Origin of the sequence: Glycomyces amatae, from assembly GCF_020991375.1 — a bacterium.
GTDB classification, from domain to species: Bacteria; Actinomycetota; Actinomycetes; order Mycobacteriales; family Micromonosporaceae; genus Glycomyces; species Glycomyces amatae.
The window spans coordinates 66,766-86,431 of sequence record NZ_JAJLQZ010000022.1 but is presented as its reverse complement, the minus strand read 5'-3'; the positions used below and the strand labels follow the sequence as shown (position 1 = coordinate 86,431).

Annotated in this window: 19 protein-coding genes and 1 riboswitch; of the genes, 2 read left to right on the top strand and 17 right to left on the bottom strand. The window is 74.0% G+C overall.

Annotated features, from left to right (window positions below; translation table 11 throughout):
* Window positions 1-79 precede the first annotated feature (79 nt).
* The 15 genes from ribH to LO763_RS24140 all read right to left on the bottom strand — a co-directional run bounded on the left by ribH (window position 80) and on the right by LO763_RS24140 (window position 15,057).
* Window positions 80-550, bottom strand: a complete 471-nt coding sequence (ribH, locus tag LO763_RS24210; RefSeq protein WP_230790031.1) for a 6,7-dimethyl-8-ribityllumazine synthase — start codon at window positions 548-550, stop codon at window positions 80-82.
* Window position 551: 1 nt separating this feature from the next.
* A complete protein-coding gene (locus tag LO763_RS24205; protein ID WP_255672966.1) occupies window positions 552-1,790 on the bottom strand; it encodes a bifunctional 3,4-dihydroxy-2-butanone-4-phosphate synthase/GTP cyclohydrolase II in 1,239 nt (412 codons plus the stop codon).
* Window positions 1,791-1,816: 26 nt separating this feature from the next.
* On the bottom strand, window positions 1,817-2,407 hold the full coding sequence (locus tag LO763_RS24200) for a riboflavin synthase (RefSeq protein WP_230790024.1): 591 nt from the start codon (window positions 2,405-2,407) through the stop codon (window positions 1,817-1,819).
* Between the two features lie 90 nt (window positions 2,408-2,497).
* Window positions 2,498-2,639: riboswitch (FMN riboswitch) on the bottom strand.
* Between the two features lie 81 nt (window positions 2,640-2,720).
* Window positions 2,721-3,710 (bottom strand): response regulator, encoded by a 990-nt coding sequence (locus LO763_RS24195; protein ID WP_230790021.1) that lies wholly within the window; start codon window positions 3,708-3,710, stop codon window positions 2,721-2,723.
* Between the two features lie 6 nt (window positions 3,711-3,716).
* The gene (gene rpe / locus LO763_RS24190) at window positions 3,717-4,412 is read right to left on the bottom strand and encodes a ribulose-phosphate 3-epimerase (protein ID WP_230790018.1); all 696 of its coding nucleotides are present in this window, start codon (window positions 4,410-4,412) and stop codon (window positions 3,717-3,719) included.
* An 86-nt stretch (window positions 4,413-4,498) separates the two neighbouring features.
* The gene (locus LO763_RS24185; RefSeq protein WP_230790015.1) at window positions 4,499-5,857 is read right to left on the bottom strand and encodes a glycoside hydrolase family 6 protein; all 1,359 of its coding nucleotides are present in this window, start codon (window positions 5,855-5,857) and stop codon (window positions 4,499-4,501) included.
* Window positions 5,858-6,021: 164 nt separating this feature from the next.
* Window positions 6,022-7,392: an RsmB/NOP family class I SAM-dependent RNA methyltransferase gene (locus tag LO763_RS24180; protein ID WP_230790012.1), complete on the bottom strand. Its 1,371-nt coding sequence runs from the start codon at window positions 7,390-7,392 to the stop codon at window positions 6,022-6,024.
* Window positions 7,389-8,315 (bottom strand): methionyl-tRNA formyltransferase, encoded by a 927-nt coding sequence (gene fmt, locus LO763_RS24175; protein WP_230790011.1) that lies wholly within the window; start codon window positions 8,313-8,315, stop codon window positions 7,389-7,391. The genes LO763_RS24180 and fmt overlap by 4 nt, the downstream gene beginning before the upstream one ends.
* Window positions 8,312-8,863, bottom strand: coding sequence for a peptide deformylase (gene def, locus LO763_RS24170; protein WP_230790009.1), 552 nt, complete (start codon window positions 8,861-8,863; stop codon window positions 8,312-8,314). The genes fmt and def overlap by 4 nt, the downstream gene beginning before the upstream one ends.
* A gap of 237 nt (window positions 8,864-9,100) precedes the next feature.
* The gene (locus LO763_RS24165; RefSeq protein WP_230790007.1) at window positions 9,101-9,799 is read right to left on the bottom strand and encodes a hypothetical protein; all 699 of its coding nucleotides are present in this window, start codon (window positions 9,797-9,799) and stop codon (window positions 9,101-9,103) included.
* A gap of 1 nt (window position 9,800) precedes the next feature.
* Window positions 9,801-10,478: a hypothetical protein gene (locus LO763_RS24160; protein ID WP_230790004.1), complete on the bottom strand. Its 678-nt coding sequence runs from the start codon at window positions 10,476-10,478 to the stop codon at window positions 9,801-9,803.
* A 2-nt stretch (window positions 10,479-10,480) separates the two neighbouring features.
* The gene (locus LO763_RS24155) at window positions 10,481-11,239 is read right to left on the bottom strand and encodes a hypothetical protein (RefSeq protein ID WP_230790001.1); all 759 of its coding nucleotides are present in this window, start codon (window positions 11,237-11,239) and stop codon (window positions 10,481-10,483) included.
* Window positions 11,240-11,241: 2 nt separating this feature from the next.
* A complete protein-coding gene (locus LO763_RS24150) occupies window positions 11,242-12,120 on the bottom strand; it encodes an ATP-binding cassette domain-containing protein (protein WP_230789999.1) in 879 nt (292 codons plus the stop codon).
* The gene (locus LO763_RS24145) at window positions 12,117-12,515 is read right to left on the bottom strand and encodes a GntR family transcriptional regulator (protein ID WP_230789997.1); all 399 of its coding nucleotides are present in this window, start codon (window positions 12,513-12,515) and stop codon (window positions 12,117-12,119) included. Before LO763_RS24145 ends, LO763_RS24150 begins: the two co-directional genes overlap by 4 nt.
* A gap of 130 nt (window positions 12,516-12,645) precedes the next feature.
* Window positions 12,646-15,057 (bottom strand): AfsR/SARP family transcriptional regulator, encoded by a 2,412-nt coding sequence (locus LO763_RS24140; RefSeq protein ID WP_230789996.1) that lies wholly within the window; start codon window positions 15,055-15,057, stop codon window positions 12,646-12,648.
* Between the two features lie 159 nt (window positions 15,058-15,216).
* On the opposite strand from LO763_RS24140, the gene LO763_RS24135 reads away from it, so the two are divergent.
* A complete protein-coding gene (locus LO763_RS24135) occupies window positions 15,217-15,891 on the top strand; it encodes a hypothetical protein (RefSeq protein ID WP_230789994.1) in 675 nt (224 codons plus the stop codon).
* Window positions 15,892-16,086: 195 nt separating this feature from the next.
* Here LO763_RS24135 and LO763_RS24130 read toward each other — a convergent pair whose 3' ends face one another.
* Together LO763_RS24130 and LO763_RS24125 are read right to left on the bottom strand one after the other, a co-directional pair.
* On the bottom strand, window positions 16,087-17,499 hold the full coding sequence (locus LO763_RS24130; protein WP_230789992.1) for a WXG100 family type VII secretion target: 1,413 nt from the start codon (window positions 17,497-17,499) through the stop codon (window positions 16,087-16,089).
* A 9-nt stretch (window positions 17,500-17,508) separates the two neighbouring features.
* Complete coding sequence (locus LO763_RS24125; RefSeq protein WP_230789990.1) at window positions 17,509-17,829, bottom strand: hypothetical protein; 321 nt, start codon at window positions 17,827-17,829, stop codon at window positions 17,509-17,511.
* A 173-nt stretch (window positions 17,830-18,002) separates the two neighbouring features.
* On the opposite strand from LO763_RS24125, the gene LO763_RS24120 reads away from it, so the two are divergent.
* The gene (locus LO763_RS24120; RefSeq protein WP_230789988.1) at window positions 18,003-19,664 is read left to right on the top strand and encodes a hypothetical protein; all 1,662 of its coding nucleotides are present in this window, start codon (window positions 18,003-18,005) and stop codon (window positions 19,662-19,664) included.
* Window positions 19,665-19,666: the final 2 nt, after the last annotated feature.

Sequence of the window (19,666 nt, the reverse complement as noted above, 5' to 3'; positions counted from 1 at the left end):
GCGCCCCCCCCCCCCCCCCAAGGGGGGGGGGCCCCCCCCCCCCCCCCCCCCCCCCCCCCCCCCCCCGCCGCGTCGGAGGTCAGCCGAGCGAGCGGATCGCCAGGGCCGCGCCGAGGGCGGCGACGACCGCCTCGTAGCCCTTGTCCTCCGCGGACTCGGGGTAGCCGGCGCGGGCGAGCGCCTGCTCCTGGTCGTCGACGGTGAGCACGCCGTGGGCCACGGGCGTCGACTCGTCGAGCGCGACCCTGGTGAGCCCTTCGGTGACCGACTTGCACACGTAGTCGAAGTGGGCCGTGCCGCCGCGGATGACGGTGCCGAGGGCGACCACGGCGTCGTACCGGCGGGCCAGCGCCTGGGCCGCGACCGGCAGTTCGACGGCCCCGGCCACGTGCAGGACCTTCACCTCGGCGACCTTGGCGTCCGCCGCCGCGTCGAGGGCCCGCTTGAGCAGCTGCCCGACGACCTCGGCGTTCCAGTCGGTGGCGACGACGCCGAGGGTGAGCCCGGCGGCGTCCGGCACCTTGATCTCGGGTGCTCCGTGTCCGGCCATGTCAGGCTGCTCCCAGCGCGTCGTCGGCGGGCGCGAGCCGGGGCAGGTCCGCGAGGAGGTGCCCCATGCGGTCGCGCTTGGTGGTCAGGTAGGCGATGTTGTCGGGCGTGGCGTAGGTCGGCAGGGAGACCCGGTCGATGACCTCGAGGCCGTGGCCCTCGATCCCGGCGCGCTTGTCGGGGTTGTTGGTCAGCAGGCGCATCGACTTGATGCCGAGGTCGGCGAGGATCTGCGCGCCCACGGCCCAGTCGCGGGCGTCGGCGGGCAGACCCAGCTCGAGGTTCGCGTCCACGGTGTCGCGGCCCTGGTCCTGGAGCTGGTAGGCCTGGAGCTTGTGGACCAGGCCGATGCCGCGGCCCTCGTGGCCCCGCATGTAGAGGACGACGCCGCGGCCCTCGGCCTCGACCTCGCGCAGGGCGGCCTGGAGCTGCGGGCCGCAGTCGCAGCGCAGCGAGCCGAAGGCGTCGCCGGTGAGGCACTCGGAGTGGACGCGGACGAGGACGTCGCGGCCGTCGCCGATGTCGCCCTTGACGAGGGCGACGTGCTCGTTGCCGTCGAAGGCGGCGCGGTAGCCCACGGCCTTGAACTCGCCGGCCTCCAGCGGGAGGCGCGCCTCGGCGAGGCGCTTGACGTGGGTCTCGTTGCGCTGGCGCCACTCCACGAGCTGGGCGACGGTGATGAGCGCGAGGCCGTGTTCGTCGGCGAAGTCGCGCAGCTCGGGCAGGCGCATCATGGTGCCGTCGTCGTTCATCATCTCGGAGATGACGCCGACCTGGCGCTTGCCCGCGAGGCGGGTGAGGTCGATCGCGGCCTCGGTGTGGCCGCGGCGGACCAGGACGCCGCCGTCCTTGGCGCGCAGGGGGACGATGTGGCCGGGCCGGTTGAGGTCGGTCGCGACGGTCTCCGGGTGGGCGAGGACGCGGACGGTCTGCGCGCGGTCGGCGGCCGAGATGCCGGTGGTCACGCCCTTGCGGGCGTCGACGGTGACGGCGAACGCGGTGCCCTTGAAGTCCTGGTTGACGTGGTAGGCCGGGGGCAGCTCGAGCCGGTCGGCGGTGTCCTCGGGCATGGCGACGCAGACGTACCCGCCGGTGTGGCGGATGGTGAAGGCCATGAGCTCGGCGGTGGCGTCCTCGGCGGCGAAGACGATGTCGCCCTCGTTCTCGCGGTCGACGTCGTCGGCGACGATGACGGGCCGGCCTTCGGCGACGGCGGCGACGGCGTCCTCGATCGTGTTCATAACGACGCTGTCCAGGCGGATGTCGTTCACAACTGGCTCCCGGTGTGCTGGAGGAGTTTCTCCACGTGCTTGGCGACGACGTCGGTCTCGATGTGGACCGTGTCGCCGACCTGCTTGCGGCCCAAGGTGGTGGCTTCGAGCGTGGTGGGGATGAGGCCGACGGTGAACTCGTCGCCGTCGATGGCGGCCACCGTCAGGGAGGTGCCGTCGACGGTGATGGAGCCCTTCTCGACCACGTACTTCGCGAGGCCCGCGGGGAGGCGGAAGGTCACTTCCTCCCACTCGGCGGCGGGGGTGCGCTTGACCAGTTCGGCGACGCCGTCGACGTGGCCCTGCACGAGGTGCCCGCCGAGGCGGGTGGTGAGGGTGGCGGCGCGCTCGAGGTTGACCCTGTCGCCTTCGCGGAGGCCCCCGATGGCGGTGCGGCGGTAGGTCTCCTCCATGACGTCGGCGTGGAAGACGTCGCCGTCGACGAGGATGACGGTGAGGCAGACGCCGTTGACGGCGATCGAGTCGCCGAGGTGCGCGTCCGAGGTGACGATCGGTCCGCGGACGGCGAGGAACGCTTCACTCGCCTTGACGACTTCGCCGAGTTCTTCGACGATTCCGGTGAACACGGGATGGAACCCCCTACCTGCTGCAACTGGTGTACGGCACGCAGGCGGGGCAGAAGAACGGTTCGCAGGGGCCGCCAGTGGCCTCCCGCGTTGCGTCTGCTCCCATCCGGACTTTGACCGTCGGTCCTGGATTCCCACCAGGTCAACCGTCCGCTGGATGCGGACGGGTCGCGGACTCGCGGCTGATGCCGCTCACCGCCGGCTCGGAGTTTCACCGACCCCGCTGACGCGCGTTTGCTACAAGGAATTGTGCCACGGGGTTATTCCGCCGCGGCCCGGACTGTGACGCACCCTACTGCGCGGCGCGGGCCGGTCACCGGTCGTTCCGCCAGAAGACGGGGCGGCCGCCGGTGCGCCCGGGAGCGCGGCCCTCGGGGAAGGCCACGTAGTTGCCCGAGTGGGACTTGGCGACGCTCTTGAGGGCGGTGGCCTCGGCGACCGCCTCGTAGGCGTCGGCGAAGCGGCGCTGGGTGGAGAGGGCGACGCCGGTCGAGAGCGTGGGCAGGCGCGAGCGGGACATGCGCCGCGAGGTGCGGTCGGCGTGCTCGATGTAGCCGCGCTCGACGTCGCCCGGGTCGCACAGCAGGCGGACGCGGCGCGCGAAGTGGTCGTTGAGGAAGCCGGTGACGGCCTCGGCGTGCTCGGGCAGGCACAGGATGGTGAAGTCGTCCCCGCCGACGTGGCCGAGGAAGACCGGGGCGGCCCCGGCGTCCCCGGCGGCGGCGTAGACGCACTCGGCGAGGGCCCTGATGAACTCGTCGCCGCGCACGAACCCGTACACGTCGTTGACCGCCTTGAACTGGTCGATGTCGATGTAGCACAGGGCGAACGGGTCGCCGCGCTTGATCCAGGACTGGAGCTCGCGCAGGATGCGGTCGTTGCCGGGCATGCCGGTGAGCGGCGAGGACTCGCGGACCTCGCGGTGGCGGCGGATCGCCGAGTCGATGCGGGCGGAGACCTCGGCGGGGTCGAAGGGCTTGGCGATGTAGTCGTCGGCGCCGGCCTTGAGCCCGGCGATCTTGTCGGCCGAGGAGGGCTGGGCGCCGAGCAGGATGATCGGGAGGCTCGCGGTGGCGGGGTCGGCCCGCAGCTGCCGGGTGAGGGCGAGGCCGTCGATGAACGGCAGGTCGGACTCGAGCAGGACGATGCCGGGCCGGCGCAGGGCGATCCCGGCGAGGGCCTGGTAGCCGTCGCGGGCGAGGGCGGTGTCGAAGCCGTCGGCGCGCAGCCGGGCGGCGAGGAACTCGGCGATCTCGGGATCGGCGTCGGCGATCAGGACCAGGTCAGGGGTGGAGGCTGCCATTTGGGCTCAAGCTGATGATCGTGCCGCGTCGGCGCGGGCGCGCAGGCGCCGGGCCGCATCGGCAGGGTCGTCCGCGCCGTAGATCGCGGTGCCGGCGACGAACGCGTCGGCTCCGGCCTCGGCGGCGGCGGCGATGGTGTCGTCGGCGATCCCGCCGTCGACCTCGATGCGCAGGTCCAGGTGCCCGGAGGCGGCGTGGGCGCGCGCGGTGCGGACCTTGTCGAGCAGCTCGGGGATGAACGACTGGCCGCCGAAGCCGGCCTTGATCGTCATGATCAGGAGCGTGTCGAACTCGGGGAGGATCTCCAGGTAGTCCTCGACCGGGGTGTCGCGGTCGACGGCGAGGCCGGCCTTGGCGCCCGCCGAGCGCAGGTCCTTCGCGAGGGCGACGGGATCGTCGCTGGCCTCGGCGTGGAAGGTGACGTTGTGGGCGCCCAGTTCGGCGTAGCCCACGGCCCAGCGGGCCGGGTCCTCGATCATGAGGTGGCAGTCGAGCGGGATGCCCGTGGCGGCCTTGAGGGCCTTGACCACGGGCGGGCCGAGCGTGAGGTTGGGGACGAAGTGGTTGTCCATGACGTCGACGTGGAGCCAGTCGACGGCCCCCTCGACGGCCTCGGCCGCCTCGGCGAGGCGGGCGAAGTCGGCCGCCAGCAGACTCGGAGCGATGACGGTGTCGGCCTGCGCCGCTTGGAACTGTGCCACACGGACAGTGTAGGTCGCGAAACCGCGACGCAGGCCGGACACCTGGTGCCTTCTGTGACCTCAGGTCAGCAATGGACGGAGCCGGGTCAGCAGGCGACGTCGAAGTCGGCGGCGGGGCCGGAGGCGACGAAGCCGAACAGCTCCTTGGTCTGACCGGCCGAGACCGAGGCGTTCCAGCCCACGTCCGAGGCCGTGACGGTCGAGCCCGAGGAGCTCAGCTGGGTGTTCCAGCTGCTCGTGACCGACTGCGAGCCGGGCCAGGTCCACGAGACGGTCCAGCCGTTGACGGCCTGGTCGGGGGTCATCGAGACCTTGCCCTGCCAGCCCGAGCCCCAGTCGCTGACGACGTCGACGTGGACGGTGCAGTCCCCTTCGCCCGGGCCGCCGGTGGTGGGGTCGTCCGAGGTCGGGTCGTCCGAGGTGGGGTCGTCGCTGGTGACCGGGTCGGTCGGCTCGACCTGGCCGGGCCAGTCGGAGCCGGCGGCGTTAGCGAGCTGGTAGGCCAGGTCGGGGATGAACTGCCCGGCCGAGCCGGCGCAGCCGTCGGCCTCGCCGACGAGCTTGACCCACAGGAAGGCGTCGATGCCGGCGATGCCGGTGGAGGTGGTCGGGTAGGAGCCGATCGCGCGCCCGGTCGGGTCGCACCACTCGCTGCCCAGGGGGCCGTTGCCGTTGCGGCTGGTGTCGAGGACCGCGCCCTTGTTGGAGCCGATGATGTTCTGGATCTGGTGGGCGTAGTCGGACGACTCCTGGGTGGTGCGGTAGTTCGAGACGTTGAGCGCGAAGCCGTCGGCGTACTGGACGCCGGCGTCCTGGAGCCGCTGGGCCGCCGTGGAGGGGGCGAGCCAGTCGGAGTTGCCGATGTCGATGTAGACCTTGGCCTGCGAGTCGGCGTTCTTGATGGCCTGGGTCGCGTGGATCAGGGACTGGTTGATCTGCTGGCGCTGGTTCTGGTCGGCGCAGTCGTGCGGGAGCGTGTCCGGCTCGAGGATGATGTAGGCCGGACCGGAGAGCCCGGCGGCGAACGCGTCCACCCACTGGCGGTAGGACTGGTGGTCGGGGGCGCCGCCGCCCGAGTGGCCGCCGCAGTCGCGGTTGGGGATGTTGTAGACGACCATGATGGGCGCGGCGCCGTCGGCGGCGGCCGCGGAGACCACCCCCTGCACCTGGGACTGGATCGTGCTCGGGTTGTGCTGGGTGAACCAGGTGCCCGCGGGGGTCTCCGCGACGCGGTCGCGGATCATGGCCGCGCGCCAGTCGTTCGGATTCTCCGCGACCCACTCGGCCGCCTGCGTGTTGGGGTTCGTCCACAGTGCTTGTGCCTGGGCGGTGACGCCGTCCTGCGCGCCCGCGTTGGGGCTGAGGAGGAGTCCCGCGCCGAGCGCGGTCGCGACGGCGGTGGCCGTGCCCGCGACGATCGCCGCGAGGCGCTGTCGTCGTTTCATCTGATGCTCCTTGGGGTCTTCGTGCCGGTAAACCCGAAGTACATTTACCTATGTCAATGCATGGTAGCGCTCCCGAGGAGATGGATTAAGTGAGTACACCCGTCAAAACGGGCGCGACCGCCCAGCTCCGCCCGGCGCACCGGGCGGAGCTGGGATGATATCGCTTACGCGTCCTTGCGGATCAGCGCGAGGAACATGGCGTCGGTGCCGTGGCGGTGCGGCCACAGCTGGGCGAAGTCGCCGCGCGCCGAGTCCGGCACCCGCCCGGTGAGCCAGCGGGGCCGGACCGGCTCCGCTCCCCCGTCCTTGAGCACCGCCGCCACGACCTCCTCGGTCTCGGCGGTCACCGGCGAGCAGGTCACGTACGCGACGAGCCCGCCCGGCCGGGCCAGGCGCAGCCCGGAGGCCAGGAGCTCCCGCTGGAGCGGGACCAGGTCGTCGAGGTCCGAGCGCTGCCTGCGCCAGCGCGCCTCGGGGCGGCGGCGCAGGGCCCCGAGCCCCGAGCAGGGGGCGTCCACGAGCACCCGGTCGAAGCTCCCGGCCTCGCCGAACTCGCGGCCGTCGCCGGTGTGGACGGTGACCGGCAGTCCCTTGGCGGCCTTGGCGACCAGCTCGGCTCGGTGCGGCTGGACCTCGACCGCGTCCACGGCCGCGCCGCGCTCGGCCGCCAGAGCGCCGAGCAGGCCGGTCTTGCCACCGGGGCCGGCGCACAGGTCGAGCCAGGCCTCGTCGCGGCCCTCCAGGGGCGCCTCGGCGAGCGCGAGGGCGACCAGCTGGCTGCCCTCGTCCTGGACGTGCGCGAGGCCGGTGGCGACGGCCTTGACGCGGCCGGGGTCGCCGCCGGGCAGGTAGACCGCGTACGGGGACCACTGGCCGTGGCGGCCGCCGCGCGTCTCGCGCGAGAGGTCGCCCTTGGTGATGCGACCGGGCTTGGCGCACAGGTGCACCGGCGGGGCGACGTTGTCGGCGGCGAGCGCGGCCGGGAGCTCGTCGGGGCCGACGACCGCCGCGAACTCGGCGGCGATCCACTCGGGGTGCGCGTGGCTCAGCGAGAGGTCGGCGAGGCGGTCGCCGGTGGCGAGCTCGGCGGTCCACTCGTCCAGGTCCTTGGCGGCGACCTTGCGCAGGACGGCGTTGGCGAGCCCGGAGACGCGCGGGGAGACGGCGGCCTTGACGAGGCTCACGGTGGTCGCCACCGCGGCGTGCGGCGGGATGCGCATGTACAGCAGCTGGTAGGCGCCCAGGCAGAGGGCGTCGACGAGGTCCTGCTGGAGTTCGCGGACGTCGCGCCCGGAGGCGGCGGCGAGGATCGCCTCGAGGGTGCCGAGGCTGCGGAGGGTCCCGTAGGCCAGCTCGGTGGCGAGCCCGGCGTCGCGGCCGGTGTTGCCGGTCTCGGCGAGCATCCGGGGCAGGACGAGGTTGGCGTAGGCGTTGTCGGCGGTGACGGCGCGGATCGCGTCGAAGGCGACGCGGCGCGGGTTCACGGTCGGGCGGGCGGGCGCCTCGTTACGGCGGCGGTTGCGCTTGTCGCTCATGCGAACCGCACCTCCCCCGCGTGCTGGAGGCCGCGGCCCCACGCGGCGGCGTCCATGGGCTTCTTCCCGGCGGGCTGGACCTCGCCGAGGCGCACCGGGTCGGTGGCGGTGCCGACGTGGACGGCCTGCTTGGCGAGGGCGACCTCGCCGGGGGCGAGCGCGGGCCCGCCGGGGTCGACCGAGACGGGCCCCAGGCGCAGGCGCTGGCCGTCGAACTCGGTCCAGGCGCCGGGCGCGGGGGTGACGGCGCGGACGCGCCGGTCGACGGCGAACGCGGGGTCGCCCCAGCGGACGCGGGCGTCCTCGACGGTGACCTTGGGGGCGTAGGAGACGCCGTCCTCGGGCTGCGGTTCGGGGACGAGCGCGCCGACGTCGAGGGCGTTCACGACGTCGAGGGTGAGGCGGGCGCCGGCGACGGCGAGGCGGTCGAGGAGCGCACCGGAGGTGTCGCCGGGCTCGACGGGCTCGGTGAGGCGCCCGTAGACCGGGCCGGTGTCGAGGCCCGCTTCGAGCTGGAAGACGCAGGCGCCGGTCATCGCGTCGCCGTTGAGGACGGCGTGCTGCACGGGGGCGGCGCCGCGCCACGCGGGCAGGAGCGAGAAGTGGAGGTTGATCCAGCCCAGGCGCGGGATCGCCAGGGCGGCGGGCGGCACGAGCGCGCCGTAGGCGACGACGGGGACGATGTCGGCCTCGAGGTCGCGCAGGCGCTCCAGGAACTCGGGTTCGCGCGGCTTGGCGGGCGTGAGCACTTCGACGCCGTGCTCGTCGGCCCAGGCGGCGACGGGCGAGCGGGAGACCTTGCGGCCGCGCCCGGTACGGGCGTCGGGCCTGGTGAGGACGGCGGCGACCTCGTGGCTGGAGCCGTGGAGGGCCTCGAGGGTCGGCAGGGCGACCTCCGGGGTCCCGGCGAAGACGATCCTCATCGCTTGAAGAACACACCCTTGGAGTCGTGGGGGGTGACTTTGACCTTGACGTCCTCGTTGTACCAGTCCTGGGACTGGATCTCGGACATCGCGGCCTTGCGGCGCTCCGCGTCGAGGCGGTCGATGAAGATGATGCCGTCGAGGTGGTCGGTCTCGTGCTGGAGGCAGCGGGCCATGAGGCCGGTGCCGACGATCTGGAGGGGGTCGCCGTACTCGTTGAAGCCCTTGGCGACCACGTTCTGGCGGCGGACGGTGTCGAAGTAGAGGCCCGGGAGGGACAGGCACCCCTCGGGGCCGTCCTGCTCCTCCTCGTCGGGGAACTCGAGGACCGGGTTGACGATGTGGCCGATGACGTCGTCGACGTCGAACGCGAAGACGCGCTTGCCGACGCCCAGCTGCGGGGCGGCAAGCCCGGCGCCGCCCTCGTCGCGCATGGTGTCGAGGAGGTCCTTCACGAGGCCTCGGAGTTCCTTGTCGAAGGTGTCGACTTCATCGGCGGCGGTGCGCAGGACCGGGTCGCCGAAGATGCGGATGGGCTGGATCGACAATGTGCTGACCTTCCGAAGCGTGTGCTGACCGTCCTCCAGTGTCCCACTCGTCGGGCACTCCCTGTGAGGGGTCGGGGGAGGGTGTGGTGCGGCCCGGGCGCGTCTCGCCGGGCAGGGGCCTCGGCGGCGCGGGCGGCTCGGCGGTCAGCAGCAGCCCGGCGACCATGCAGGCCGCGATGCACGCGGCCAGCACGGCCATCGGGAAGGGCACGTCGACGCCGAAGAGGCCCATGCCGGTCACCGCCTGCTGTTCGGTATGGGCGCCTTCGCCAGCGCCGCCCACACGACGAGTGCGAGCAGCGCGGCCAGGACCGCGTCGAGCGGGGCGAGCAGCGCCTCCTCGGAGGGGAGCTCCAGGACGGCGGAGCCGCCGAAGTACTCCGAACGCGCCAGTTCCAGGGGCACCTGCCGGAGCAGCACCGCCCCGAACACCAGGCCCGCGAGCAGGCCGCTGAGCCCGCGGCCGCCGAAGCGGGCCATGAGCGCCCCGGCCGCCGCCCCGGCGGCGAAGTAGACCGCCGAGCGGGTCAGGGACTCGAGCGGGTCGGCGCCGTAGGCGTCGATTCCGGCGCCGGCGGGGACGAGCAGGTCCTGGAGGATCACGAACAGCTGCATGAAGGCGAACCCCCCGGCGACGACGATCGCCCCGAAGACCGCGTAGGCGGTCAGGAACTCCTTGCGCGTCATGCCGGCGGTGACGGCGAGCGGGAAGGACCGGTAGAGGTGGACCCAGCCGACCGCGGCCAGGATCAGCGGCAGGACGGGGAAGAGGTAGTGGCTGAAGTCCCCTTCGAAGGGCGTGAGGGCCCGGGCGGCGGCCGTGACGGCGTGGACGACCGCGAGCGACATCAGGATCCACAGGCCGAAGGTCATGCCGACCTCGGACGACAGCTGCATCGCGAACCGGTACTTGCGCTGCGCGAGTGGGGTGCTCATGTCAGGCTCGTTTCGGTTGCACGGCGATGGACCGCAGGATCAGGGCCGAGGCGGCGGCCAGGATCGCGATGACGCCGAGGGAGATGGCGGCCCAGGCGGCCAGGAGGCCGTCGCCGCCGAAGAGGCCGAACTCCAGGGCCAGGACGCCCGCGTAGTGGCCGGTGGAGGCGACGAGGACGATCACGGTGAACAGCGTGCTGCCGTTGAAGCGCACGGCCGACGCGCCGATGAAGGCCCCGGTGAAGAAGTAGATCGGGGTGATCAGCACATAGCGGGCCCCGGCCGCGACGGCCTCGCCCCAGGTGCCGAAGGGGTCGCCGAACAGGTCGAGGAGGGCGTGCTCGGCGACGGACCCGGCCGTGGCGAGCACCGCCACCGCGACCGCGGCGAGCCCCCCGAAGAGGAGGTAGGCGACGGTGGCCTCGCGGCGGGTGACGCCGCGGGCGATCAGGACCGGGAGGTTGGTGTAGATCCAGCCCCCGGCGGTGATGGCGACGAACCACTGGAACACCGAGGTGGAGATCGACCACAGCCCGGTCTCGAGGGCGCCGCTGAAGACGACCGAGAGGATCGGGACGGCGACGACCCACAGGAGCAGCGGCCAGCGCAGCCACCGGCCCGAGCCGAGGAAGAGGGAGACGCCGATGCGGTAGCGGCGCTTGGCGAGTGCGGTGGACATGGTCAGGCCTTCTTCGAGCGCAGCGGGATGTCGGTGAGGATGCGGTGGGTGGCGAGCGCGAGGCCGGCGAGGACGAGGGCGATGCCGGCCAGGACGACGCCGCGGCCCCAGTCGTCGATGAAGCCGCCGAGGAAGCCCGCCCAGCCCGGGCCGAACGGCTCGGTGTTGTACAGGGCGTTGTCGAGGCTGAAGACGATCGGGATCACCGGGACCAGCAGGAGCCAGCCGGTGCCCTCCCAGCGGTAGGAGGCGGCGCCGATGAGGGCCCCGGCGGTGAAGTAGACCAGGTAGACCAGCGGGTAGACCGCGGCGAAGCCGAGGGTCTCGCTCCAGGAGCCGATCGGGGCGACGACGTCGTTGGCGTCGATGCCCTGGGACCAGCCCATGGCGTGGTAGTAGGCGCGTTCGAGCGCGATGCCGGCGAAGACGACCGCGCCGAGGGACAGCGACCACAGGAGGCCGAAGATCCCCATGGAGACCGACAGCTCGCGGCGGGTCAGGCCGACGGCGATCATGTTGGGCACCAGGACGGCCAGGAAGCCGCCGCCGATGAACGCGGTGAACCACTTGGCGACGTTGGCGGTGTAGAACCAGGTCGAGAGGTCGATGTCGTTGTAGCGGGAGAGGGCGAGCGGGCCGAGGAAGGAGATCGCCACGGCCGCGAGGATCCAGTACCTGAAGTACTTCAGCGCCTCCCCCGGGAGGCTGACGCCGAGGGCGTAGCGGCGGGTGGGCAGTTGGAGGTTGGCGAGGGCGGCCATCGTCAGGCTCCGTTCTTGCCGGGCTCGGTGAGGTGGATGAAGAGGTCCTGGAGGCCGACGGGGCCGATCTCGATCCCGGCCGCGGCGGCGCGCTCGCGGGTCGGGGCGTCGAGGCGGGTCGCGACGGTGACGCTCTTGGTGCCGCCGAGGCGCTGCTCGGCGAGGACTTCGAGGCCCGCGGCGACGGCGTCGACGGCGTCGGCCTGCCCGGTGAGGGTGGCGCCCATGCCCTGGAAGGTCTCGACGTCCTCGTGGCGCAGGATGCGGCCGCGGTCGACGATGACGACCTCCTCGAGGTAGTTGGCGACCTCGTCGATGAGGTGGGTGGAGAGGATGACGGTGTGCTGCCGGTCCATGTACTCGGCGAGGAGCTCCTTGTAGAACGCGTCCCGGGTGGGGGCGTCCATGCCGAGGTGGACCTCGTCGAACATGGTGAGCTCGGCGCGGGCGGCGAGGCCGCAGACGGCGGCCAGGGTCGAGCGCTTGCCGCGGGAGAGCTCGCGGACCCGCTTCTTCAGCGGCAGCTCGAACCGGTCGGCGAGCTTGTAGGCGTAGTCGGTGTCGAAGCCGGGGCGGATCTGGCCGGTCTCGATGGCGGCCTTGACGTAGTCGGAGTCGTCGAAGTCGCCGCCTTCGCGGATGAGGGCGACGCGGGAGACGATCGGGGCGTTCTCCCAGACCGGTTCGCCGCCGACGAGGATCTGCCCGGTGGTGGGCTTGCGGAACGCGGCGATGAGGCTGAGCAGGCTGGTCTTGCCGGCGCCGTTGCGGCCGAGCAGGCCGTAGATCTTCCCGGCCTCGAGGGTCAGGTCCACGTCGGCGAGGGCGTCGGAGTCGCCGTACTTGAGGGTGACGTCGCGGAGGTTGACGGTGAAGCTCATTGGAGGGCGCCTTTCTCGGTCTGGTCTACCGCGCCGCCGGCGTCGTGGCTGGCGCGGAGGTAGTCGATGATGTCGGTCAGGGGGATGCCGGCCTGGCGGGCCTCGCGGACCAGGGGGGCCAGGACCCGTTCGAAGAAGCGGTCGCGGAAGTCGGCGGCGAGCTTGTCGCGGGCGTCGTCGGCGACGAACATGCCGACCCCGCGCTGCTTGTAGAGGACGCCCTCGTCGACCAGCTCCCGGAACGCCTTCTGAGCGGTGGCCGGGTTGATCTGGTAGAACGCGGCGTACTGGTTGGTCGACATGACCTTGCCTCCCGGTTCGAGCGATCCATTCATGATCTCGGCCTTGATCTGATCGGCGATCTGCCGATAGATCGGTGCGCCGTCATCGAACATCTCGCCTCCTTCGTGTCAGTCGGTTCGTTGGTTCAGAGGTTCATTACTTGACTAATGAACCATAGCACGAGGAGGGCGCGCGGTGTCAACTCCGATGGAGAGGCGGCTTTAACAGGGCTGTGAGCTGCGATTACGCGGCGTCGGGGAGTTCGCGGGCCGTGAGCGCGGCCGCCCGGCCCTCCCACAGTCGGTCCCCTGCGGCGCGGAACCGGTCCCGCGCGAGGCGGGCTCGCTCGGCGGTCCGGGGGTCGGCCGGGGGGACGGCCCTGGCCCGGGCGTAGGCCGCGAAGCCGCGCACCCAGGTCCCGCCGTCGCGCTCGGCCAGGGCCGCGGACCGCTCCGCGCACTCGCGGGCGCGGTCCCGCTCGCCGAGTTCCCCGTAGGCGATGCTCAAGTAGCCCAACGAGACCGCCCGTTCGAACGCGCCGCCGCGCCGCTCGGCGGCCGCGAGCGCGGCGCGCTGGACCTCGAGCAGCTCGCGGCCCGCGCCGCGGTCGGGCAGCCGCTCGGCCAGGAGCCAGCCGAGCTGCCAGACGCGCAGGTCGGCCTGGAACCCCGACTCGGTGCGCAGCAGCCCCGACAGGACGCGGCGCTCGGCCGCAAACCAGGCGGCGGCGCCCGCCGCGTCCGCGACCGGTTCGAGGTGGACGCCGGGCGCGGCCGGACCGAGCTCGATCCGGTGGCCGCCCGCCGGGAACCGGTCGGCACCGTGCGCGGCGTACAGGTAGTGCTCCACCATGCGCAGCGCCGCGGCGCGCCGCTCGGCGTCGAGCACCTCGTCGGCGAAGCACTCGGCGGCGTACTCGCGCAGCAGGCCGTGCATGGCGTACCGCTCCCCCGGGAGCCGCTCGACCAGGTTGGACTCGGCGAGCCCGGCCAGCGCGGCCCGGGCTTCGCCGGGCGCGGCGCCCATGAGGCTGGCGGCCGCCGCGGGCGTCAGGTCCGGCCCGGGGTGGAGGCCGAACAGGCAGAACGCGAGCGCGTCTCGCTCCCCCAGCAGCTGGTAGGAGCTGTCGAAGACGGTGCGGAGGTCCGAGGCGGTGTCGGAGGCGGCGAGGACCCCGAGGACGTCGGGCGAGGCGGCGAACCGGTCGGCGAGGACGCCGACCGGTTCGGGCCCGGCCGCCCGGGAGCCGGCGAGCGTGAGCGCCAAGGGGAGTCCGCCGCACGCCCCGGCGATCCGGGCGACGGCCGCGCGGTCGGCGGCGGCCCGCTCGGGCCCGATCCGCCTGGCCAGCAGCGCCTCGGACTCGGCCGCGGACAGCGGGCCGAGCGGGACCGTCTCGGCCCCCTCGTGCGTGTCGAGGCCGACGAGCCGGTCGCGGCTGGTGACGATCGTGAAGCTGCCGGGGGCGGTCGCCAGGAGCGGCCGGACGTGGGCGGCGTCGCGGGCGTTGTCGAGCACGATCAGGACGCGCCGCCGGGCGAGGAGGGTGCGGTACAGGCCGACCCGCTCGTCCAGGCCCGGGGGCGGCGCCGCGCCGAGGGCGGCGAGGGCCTCGCCGAGGACGGCCTCGGGGTCGGCGGCGGGCGCGGCGGGGTCGAAGCCGCGCAGGTTGAAGTAGAGCTGGCCGTCGGGGAAGCGGTGGGCGACCCGGTGGGCCCAGCGGACGGCGAGCGCGGTCTTGCCGACGCCGCCCATGCCGGTGACGGCGGCCAGTCCGGCCTCGGACCCGGCGTCCATGAGGAAGCGGTCCAGGGCCCGGACCTCGCGCTCGCGGCCGGTGAAGCGGGGCGTGGCGCGCGGGAGCATCGCGGGGGCCGAGGGCGCGGGTTCGGGGAGGGCCGCGGGAGCGGGCGCGGCGGTCTGGTCGCGCAGGATCGCGGTGTGCAGCTCGACCAGTTCGCGGTTGGGGTCGGCGCCGAGGGCGTCGGCGAGGCGCTCCTTGAGGTCGGCGAAGGCCGCCAGGGCCTCGGCGGTGCGCCCGCACTCGTGGAGGGCGCGCATCAGGAGGGCGACGAGGCGCTGGCGGGTGTCGTGGACGGCGAGGATCTGGCGCAGCTCCTGGACGGCGCCGGGGGCGCGGCCGGCGTCGATGTCGGCGTCGATGCGCTGCTCGAGGAGGGTGAGCCGGTACTCGTCGAGGCGGCGGCCGATGGCCCCGGCGGCGCGGCCGGGCAGGTCGGCCAGCGCGGGCCCGCGCCACTCGCCGAGGGCCTCGCGCAGGACCTCGGCGGCCCGCCCGCTGCGGCCCTCGCGGCGCAGCTCGCGGGCCTGGGACTCGCTCGCCTTGCAGCGCAGGGTGTCCAGCTCGGTCTCGTCGATGCGGAAGCGGTAGGCCCGGCCGACGGTCTCGATGCGGTCGCGGGCGGGGCCGAGGCGGCCGCGCAGGACGCCGACGGTGTTCTGGATCTGGGCCTCGGGGTCGAGGGGCAGGTCGTCGGCGTAGACGCCGGCGACGAGGCCGCTGACGGGGACCGCTTTGCCCGCGTCGTCGAGCAGGAGGGCGAGGACGGTGGTGGCGTTGCCCCGGGGGATGGCGGTCGTGCGCCCGTCCACGCGGACCTCCAGGGGCCCGAGGAGGCGCACGTCGAGGGTCATGGCGTCGTCGCTTTCAGCACCGCGGAAAGGGGGACTCCAGTGTCCCACAAGGACGGGCGGGGCCCGGTCGGCGAGGCGTGACGATTCGAGGGCGGATCTGGGGAGGCGTGGGCGAGCATCCGGGGAGGCCGTATCGAACGAGTCGAAGAGGAGGCCCCGATGGACAGGATCGCGATTCCGGAGGGATACGAGGACCGTCTCGCGGCGGCGCGCGCCGCAGCCGCGCAGCTGCCCGAGGGTCCGATGCGGGACCACGCCGTGCGGGTGCTGTCGGAGGCGCCGACGCGCGAGCGGGTCGCGGCGGCGGCAGAGGCGGCGGCGCGGGCGGGGGCGATCGCCGGGCAGCTGATGGGCGCCGGATTCGACGGCACCGACGCGGGACGGGTGGTGTGGCTGCGGCTGGACTACACCGGGCGGCTGGGGTCGCTGGCGCTGAGCCCCACGGTGGACCGCATGAGCGGCAGGGCGGTGGCGAAGGCGATCGAGGCGGCCTGGGACGCGGCCGAGGAGGCCCGGGCGGAGCACGTCATGCGCGTCGAGCGGATCGGCGCGGACCTGCTGGCGCGGTGCGCGCCCGATCCGCGCTCGGCGGACCTGCGGGAGTGGACGGCGCGCTCGCCCGAGCGGTTCGCGTCCGGCGGCGGGGAGGACGACGTGTGCGAGGCCGAGGTGACCTTGGCGGGGCGGTTGACCGCGTTCCGGTTCACGGTCCCGAACATCACCGTGGACACCGAGTACGAGCAGCTCGCCGCGGAGGCCTCCGCGGCGATCGGGCTGGCGCAGCGGCGCGCGGCCGACCGCTTGGCGGCGCTCGTGGACGCGGTGCCGCGCTGACGGGACCGGCCCGCCGCCTGCGGAGTCGGGCGGCGGGCCGGGCGGGCGTCCCGGCGGCGCCACTGCAACGGACGCTGCGCGGCGGCGGACCCCGCCGAAGCGGTGTCCGCCGACCCGGCGGGATGCGGCCCGGCCGCCTCATCGAGCCGACCGGCGCGCCGTGGAGGACCGGGCGCGGCCCGGTCCCCCACGGCGTCAGGGCTTGTCGGCGGGCAGGTCGAAGCCGGGGAGGGTGAACGGGGGGATCTCCTCGACCGGCGGCAGGGGCGGCAGCTCGCTCTGGGCGGACTGCTCCTCCTGGTAGTCGACGTAGGGGTTGCCCTCGGCGGTGCCGATGCCCCACACGTCCTCTTCGGGGTCCTCGACCAGGAACGACTCGCGTTCGACCTCGTCGTCGGGGACGGCCGCGCCGCGGGCGCCGGGGGCGCCCATGAAGCCGCCCGCGCCGGGCCTGGCACCGGAACCGGTCCCCGCGGCGGGCGCCCCGCCCGCGGCCGTGGACGCGAAGACCCCGCCGGGCGCGGTGCCCGAACCGCCGGAGGGCAGGTCCGCCGCACCGGCGCCGCCGCTGGGGAGGCCGCCGCCGATGCCGCCGCCGGCGGCCAGGCCGCCGGACATAGGTTCGGCGTCGCCGAGTTCGCCCGGGTCCCAGGTGCTCTCGTACTCGGGGATCTCGGGCGCGGCCAGGTCGGGGCCCTGGTAGTCGGGGACCTCGGGCGCGGCCAGGTCGGGGCCCTGGTAGTCGGGGACCTCGGGCGCGGCGAGATCGGGCTGCTCCATGCCGGGGACCTGGCCTTCGGGCCGGTCGGCGTCCGGTTGCGGGGCTTCGGTCCGCTGTTCGGGGTCGGGTCGGTCGTCCCGCTGCTCCCTGTCGTCCTCGGTCCTGTCGCCGTCCCCGTCATCGTCCTTTCCGGACTTGTCGTCGTCCTCGTCCTTCTCGCCCTTGCCGTCCCGGTCCTCGGCGGTCTTCTCGCCGGACTCGTCCTCGCCCTTGCGGCCCGGCTCGTCCCGGCCGGGTCCGTCGTCCTCGCCGACGACCGGCGGGCAGATCGTGTTGTCGGGGCCGCCCTTGTCCTCCAAGGGCTTGAGCTCCTGCGCCGCCGCGGTCAGGGCGGCGCCGGTGATGGCGTCGGTCGCGGTGAGCATCGCGAGGCCGAGCCGGAGCCGCCTCGTCCCCTCGTCGGCGCGGGCCTGGTAGACGGCCTGGAGCACGGGCCCGAACGGCCCGGCGGCGGCGATCGCCGCCCAGTGGACGGCCCCGAGCTCGACGCGCGGCTCGGCCTGCACGTTGAACCCGGCGCCGCGGTAGGCCGCGTCGGCGGCCTGCAACTGCTCCACTTGCGACGCCATCTGCCCGCCGCCGGTCCCCAGCAGCTCGGCGGCCTGGTCGACCTGCGAGACCACCTCGTCCACATGGGCGTCGACGGTGGCGACGTCGTCGTTGAACGCGGTGTTCGCCCGGTCCCGCCAGCCCGTGTTGATGGCGGCGACCAGATCGTCGTACTCGGCCCGGTGGTCGGTCAGGTCGGTCCCGGCCGAGGTCATCTCCGCGGCGTAGTCGACGAACCCGGACGGGTCGGCGGCCAGCGCCTCCGCATACGTGGGCATGGGGGCCTCCTATCCGCGCCGCGCGGGCATGGCCCGCTCGATCGCCGCGAGGTCGCCGCCGACCCCGCGGTCGGCCCCGTCGAAATCGTCGGCGCTGCCGGTCACCTGCACGCCCTGCCAGGCGAGGCGCCGCTCGACGCCTTCGGTGACGGCGCCGAGCGCGGCCTGCCACTGGACGCCCGCCTCGCCGGTGAAGAACCCGGCGTTGGCCGACGCGGCGGTCTCGGCGGGCGCCTGCACGCGCTCGGAGGCCCGGCGGGCCCCCGGCGCGAGGCTCTCCAGGTCCGCGCCGCCGCCGCGCACCCGCTCCACTTCCATGAACACGTCCATGCCGTTCCTCCTCCGACGTGCCGCGCCCGGGGCGTGCCCGGGGCCTCCACTGCAATGTGCCCCGGGCCGCCCCAGCCCCGTCCCGACCCCGCTGGAGCGAAGTCGGGGCGATTCCGTGGCGGGCCGTTCTTCCATTGGCGCACCACCAGGAGCGACCAGGGAGGTGCACCGGCATGACCGACGCGGGTTTCATCGAGGGCTCGGCCCCCGCGGGCGACGCGGGTTCGGAGTACGTGACGGTCTTCGAGGCCGATCCGGCGGCGTACGCCGAGCCGGCCGTCGAGGACGCCGTCGTCCTCGACGGGGGCGCGGCCTACGACGACGCGCTCTACGGGTACGACGATTCGGCCTACACGGGGATGGAGACCGCGACCGCCAGCTCGGAGATCGCCTTCGGCGACACGGGCGGGTCCGGCGCGGAGCGGGCCGGGTGCGCGGCGGGGACCTGCCCGCATCCGGTGGCGCACCCGGCCGAGGCCGACTGGGAGCAGCTGGTCTCGGCCGTGCCGGTCGAGGGGCAGCTGGGCCGGTTCACACCCCGCTGCGAGGGGATGTCCTACCCGACCGAGGACGACTTCCGCTCGGCGGTCGGCGCGGTGCGCCCGCTGGACCCGGACGCGTTCTCGGTGCGGCGCCTGCGCACCGGCTGGGACGAGGAGGTCGCCGCGGTGATGGGCGACTGGCCGGGCCTGATCAGGACGAAGCTCGCCGAGCTGTCGTCCGGTTGGGCCGGAACGGACTTCGACGCTTTCGCCGACCAGGTCGACCAGGTCCGCGGGCTCGTGCAGGGCGTGCTGGACGACATCGAGGACGCGACCGGGGAGCTCGAGCACCGCGAGGAGGCGATCTACACGCTCCAAGGCGGGGACTCGGGCGAGCTCCCCTATCCGGCGCCGATGGTCGGCGCCGAGGGCGGGTGGACGAACCTGGTCGCGGTCCATGTCAGGCCCGGCTGGTGGCACGGCGACTGCATCCTGATGACCTGCGAGGAGGCCGAGCGGGCGCTCGGGCTCGGCGGCGCGGACGCCGCGCTGGCCGCCGAGGTCCGGGCCTTCATCGAGCAGCGGTCGGGGCCTTCGGCGGCACCGGTCGCGGGGGTGCTGCCGCAGGACCGGTTGCAGGCGGGCGAGGAGGCCGCGGCCGCCTTCGGCGACCGCATCGCGTCGGAGCTGGCCGGGTACGCCGAGCGGCACGCCGCGATCGACGAGGCGATCGGCGAGAAGCGGGCGGGCCAGAGCGAGCAGTTGGCGGCGTTGAGCGCGGGCGGGGCGGACCGGCCCTGCCCGGACGTCGCGGACGCGTCCTACATGGACTTGGAGCCGCCTCCGATGGAGCAGCCCGCGCCGCCGGCGGTCCCGCAGGCGACGCAGGACCCGACCCCGGTCCCGCCCGGCGGGGACGGCTCGGTGCGCACCGAGGAGGTGGCGGCGGAGGAGAAGGCGTCCTCGGACGGGCCGGCCGCGGTGGACGGCGCGGTCTCGGGCGGCCTGGCCGCCGGGGGCGGGCTCGGCTTCGGCGGCGGTGGCGGTGGCGGCGTCCCGGTCGCGCCCGCGGCCGCGGGCGGGGCGGTGACCGGCGGCGGCGCGGTCTACGGCGCGACGGCTCCGGGGGTGTTCGGCCCGGCGGGGACGGCCGGTCCGGCCGGGTCGACCGGCGGCTCGGGCGGCGGTGTCGGCGCCAGGACCGCGGTGGTGGGCGGGCAGCAGGCGGCCGACGCCCGCAAGCGCTCTGAGAAGTCCGAAGAGGACGAGGAGGCCGAGGAGGAGGACCTCGCCTTCCGCGAGACCGAGAACGTCTGGGGCTACGTCAGGCCCGGCGACGACCCCTACAGCTAGAG

What these genes read in the sequence shown, in the direction of transcription:
- ribH (WP_230790031.1), bottom strand. Translation starts at nt 550, where the DNA reads ATGGCCGGACACGGAGCACCCGAGATCAAGGTGCCGGACGCCGCCGGG.
- LO763_RS24205 (WP_255672966.1), bottom strand. Translation starts at nt 1,790, where the DNA reads ATGAACACGATCGAGGACGCCGTCGCCGCCGTCGCCGAAGGCCGGCCC.
- LO763_RS24195 (WP_230790021.1), bottom strand. Translation starts at nt 3,710, where the DNA reads ATGGCAGCCTCCACCCCTGACCTGGTCCTGATCGCCGACGCCGATCCC.
- LO763_RS24185 (WP_230790015.1), bottom strand. Translation starts at nt 5,857, where the DNA reads ATGAAACGACGACAGCGCCTCGCGGCGATCGTCGCGGGCACGGCCACC.
- LO763_RS24180 (WP_230790012.1), bottom strand. Translation starts at nt 7,392, where the DNA reads ATGAGCGACAAGCGCAACCGCCGCCGTAACGAGGCGCCCGCCCGCCCG.
- fmt (WP_230790011.1), bottom strand. Translation starts at nt 8,315, where the DNA reads ATGAGGATCGTCTTCGCCGGGACCCCGGAGGTCGCCCTGCCGACCCTC.
- LO763_RS24165 (WP_230790007.1), bottom strand. Translation starts at nt 9,799, where the DNA reads ATGAGCACCCCACTCGCGCAGCGCAAGTACCGGTTCGCGATGCAGCTG.
- LO763_RS24160 (WP_230790004.1), bottom strand. Translation starts at nt 10,478, where the DNA reads ATGTCCACCGCACTCGCCAAGCGCCGCTACCGCATCGGCGTCTCCCTC.
- LO763_RS24155 (WP_230790001.1), bottom strand. Translation starts at nt 11,239, where the DNA reads ATGGCCGCCCTCGCCAACCTCCAACTGCCCACCCGCCGCTACGCCCTC.
- LO763_RS24150 (WP_230789999.1), bottom strand. Translation starts at nt 12,120, where the DNA reads ATGAGCTTCACCGTCAACCTCCGCGACGTCACCCTCAAGTACGGCGAC.
- LO763_RS24145 (WP_230789997.1), bottom strand. Translation starts at nt 12,515, where the DNA reads ATGTTCGATGACGGCGCACCGATCTATCGGCAGATCGCCGATCAGATC.
- LO763_RS24140 (WP_230789996.1), bottom strand. Translation starts at nt 15,057, where the DNA reads ATGACCCTCGACGTGCGCCTCCTCGGGCCCCTGGAGGTCCGCGTGGAC.
- LO763_RS24135 (WP_230789994.1), top strand. Translation starts at nt 15,217, where the DNA reads ATGGACAGGATCGCGATTCCGGAGGGATACGAGGACCGTCTCGCGGCG.
- LO763_RS24130 (WP_230789992.1), bottom strand. Translation starts at nt 17,499, where the DNA reads ATGCCCACGTATGCGGAGGCGCTGGCCGCCGACCCGTCCGGGTTCGTC.
- LO763_RS24125 (WP_230789990.1), bottom strand. Translation starts at nt 17,829, where the DNA reads ATGGACGTGTTCATGGAAGTGGAGCGGGTGCGCGGCGGCGGCGCGGAC.
- LO763_RS24120 (WP_230789988.1), top strand. Translation starts at nt 18,003, where the DNA reads ATGACCGACGCGGGTTTCATCGAGGGCTCGGCCCCCGCGGGCGACGCG.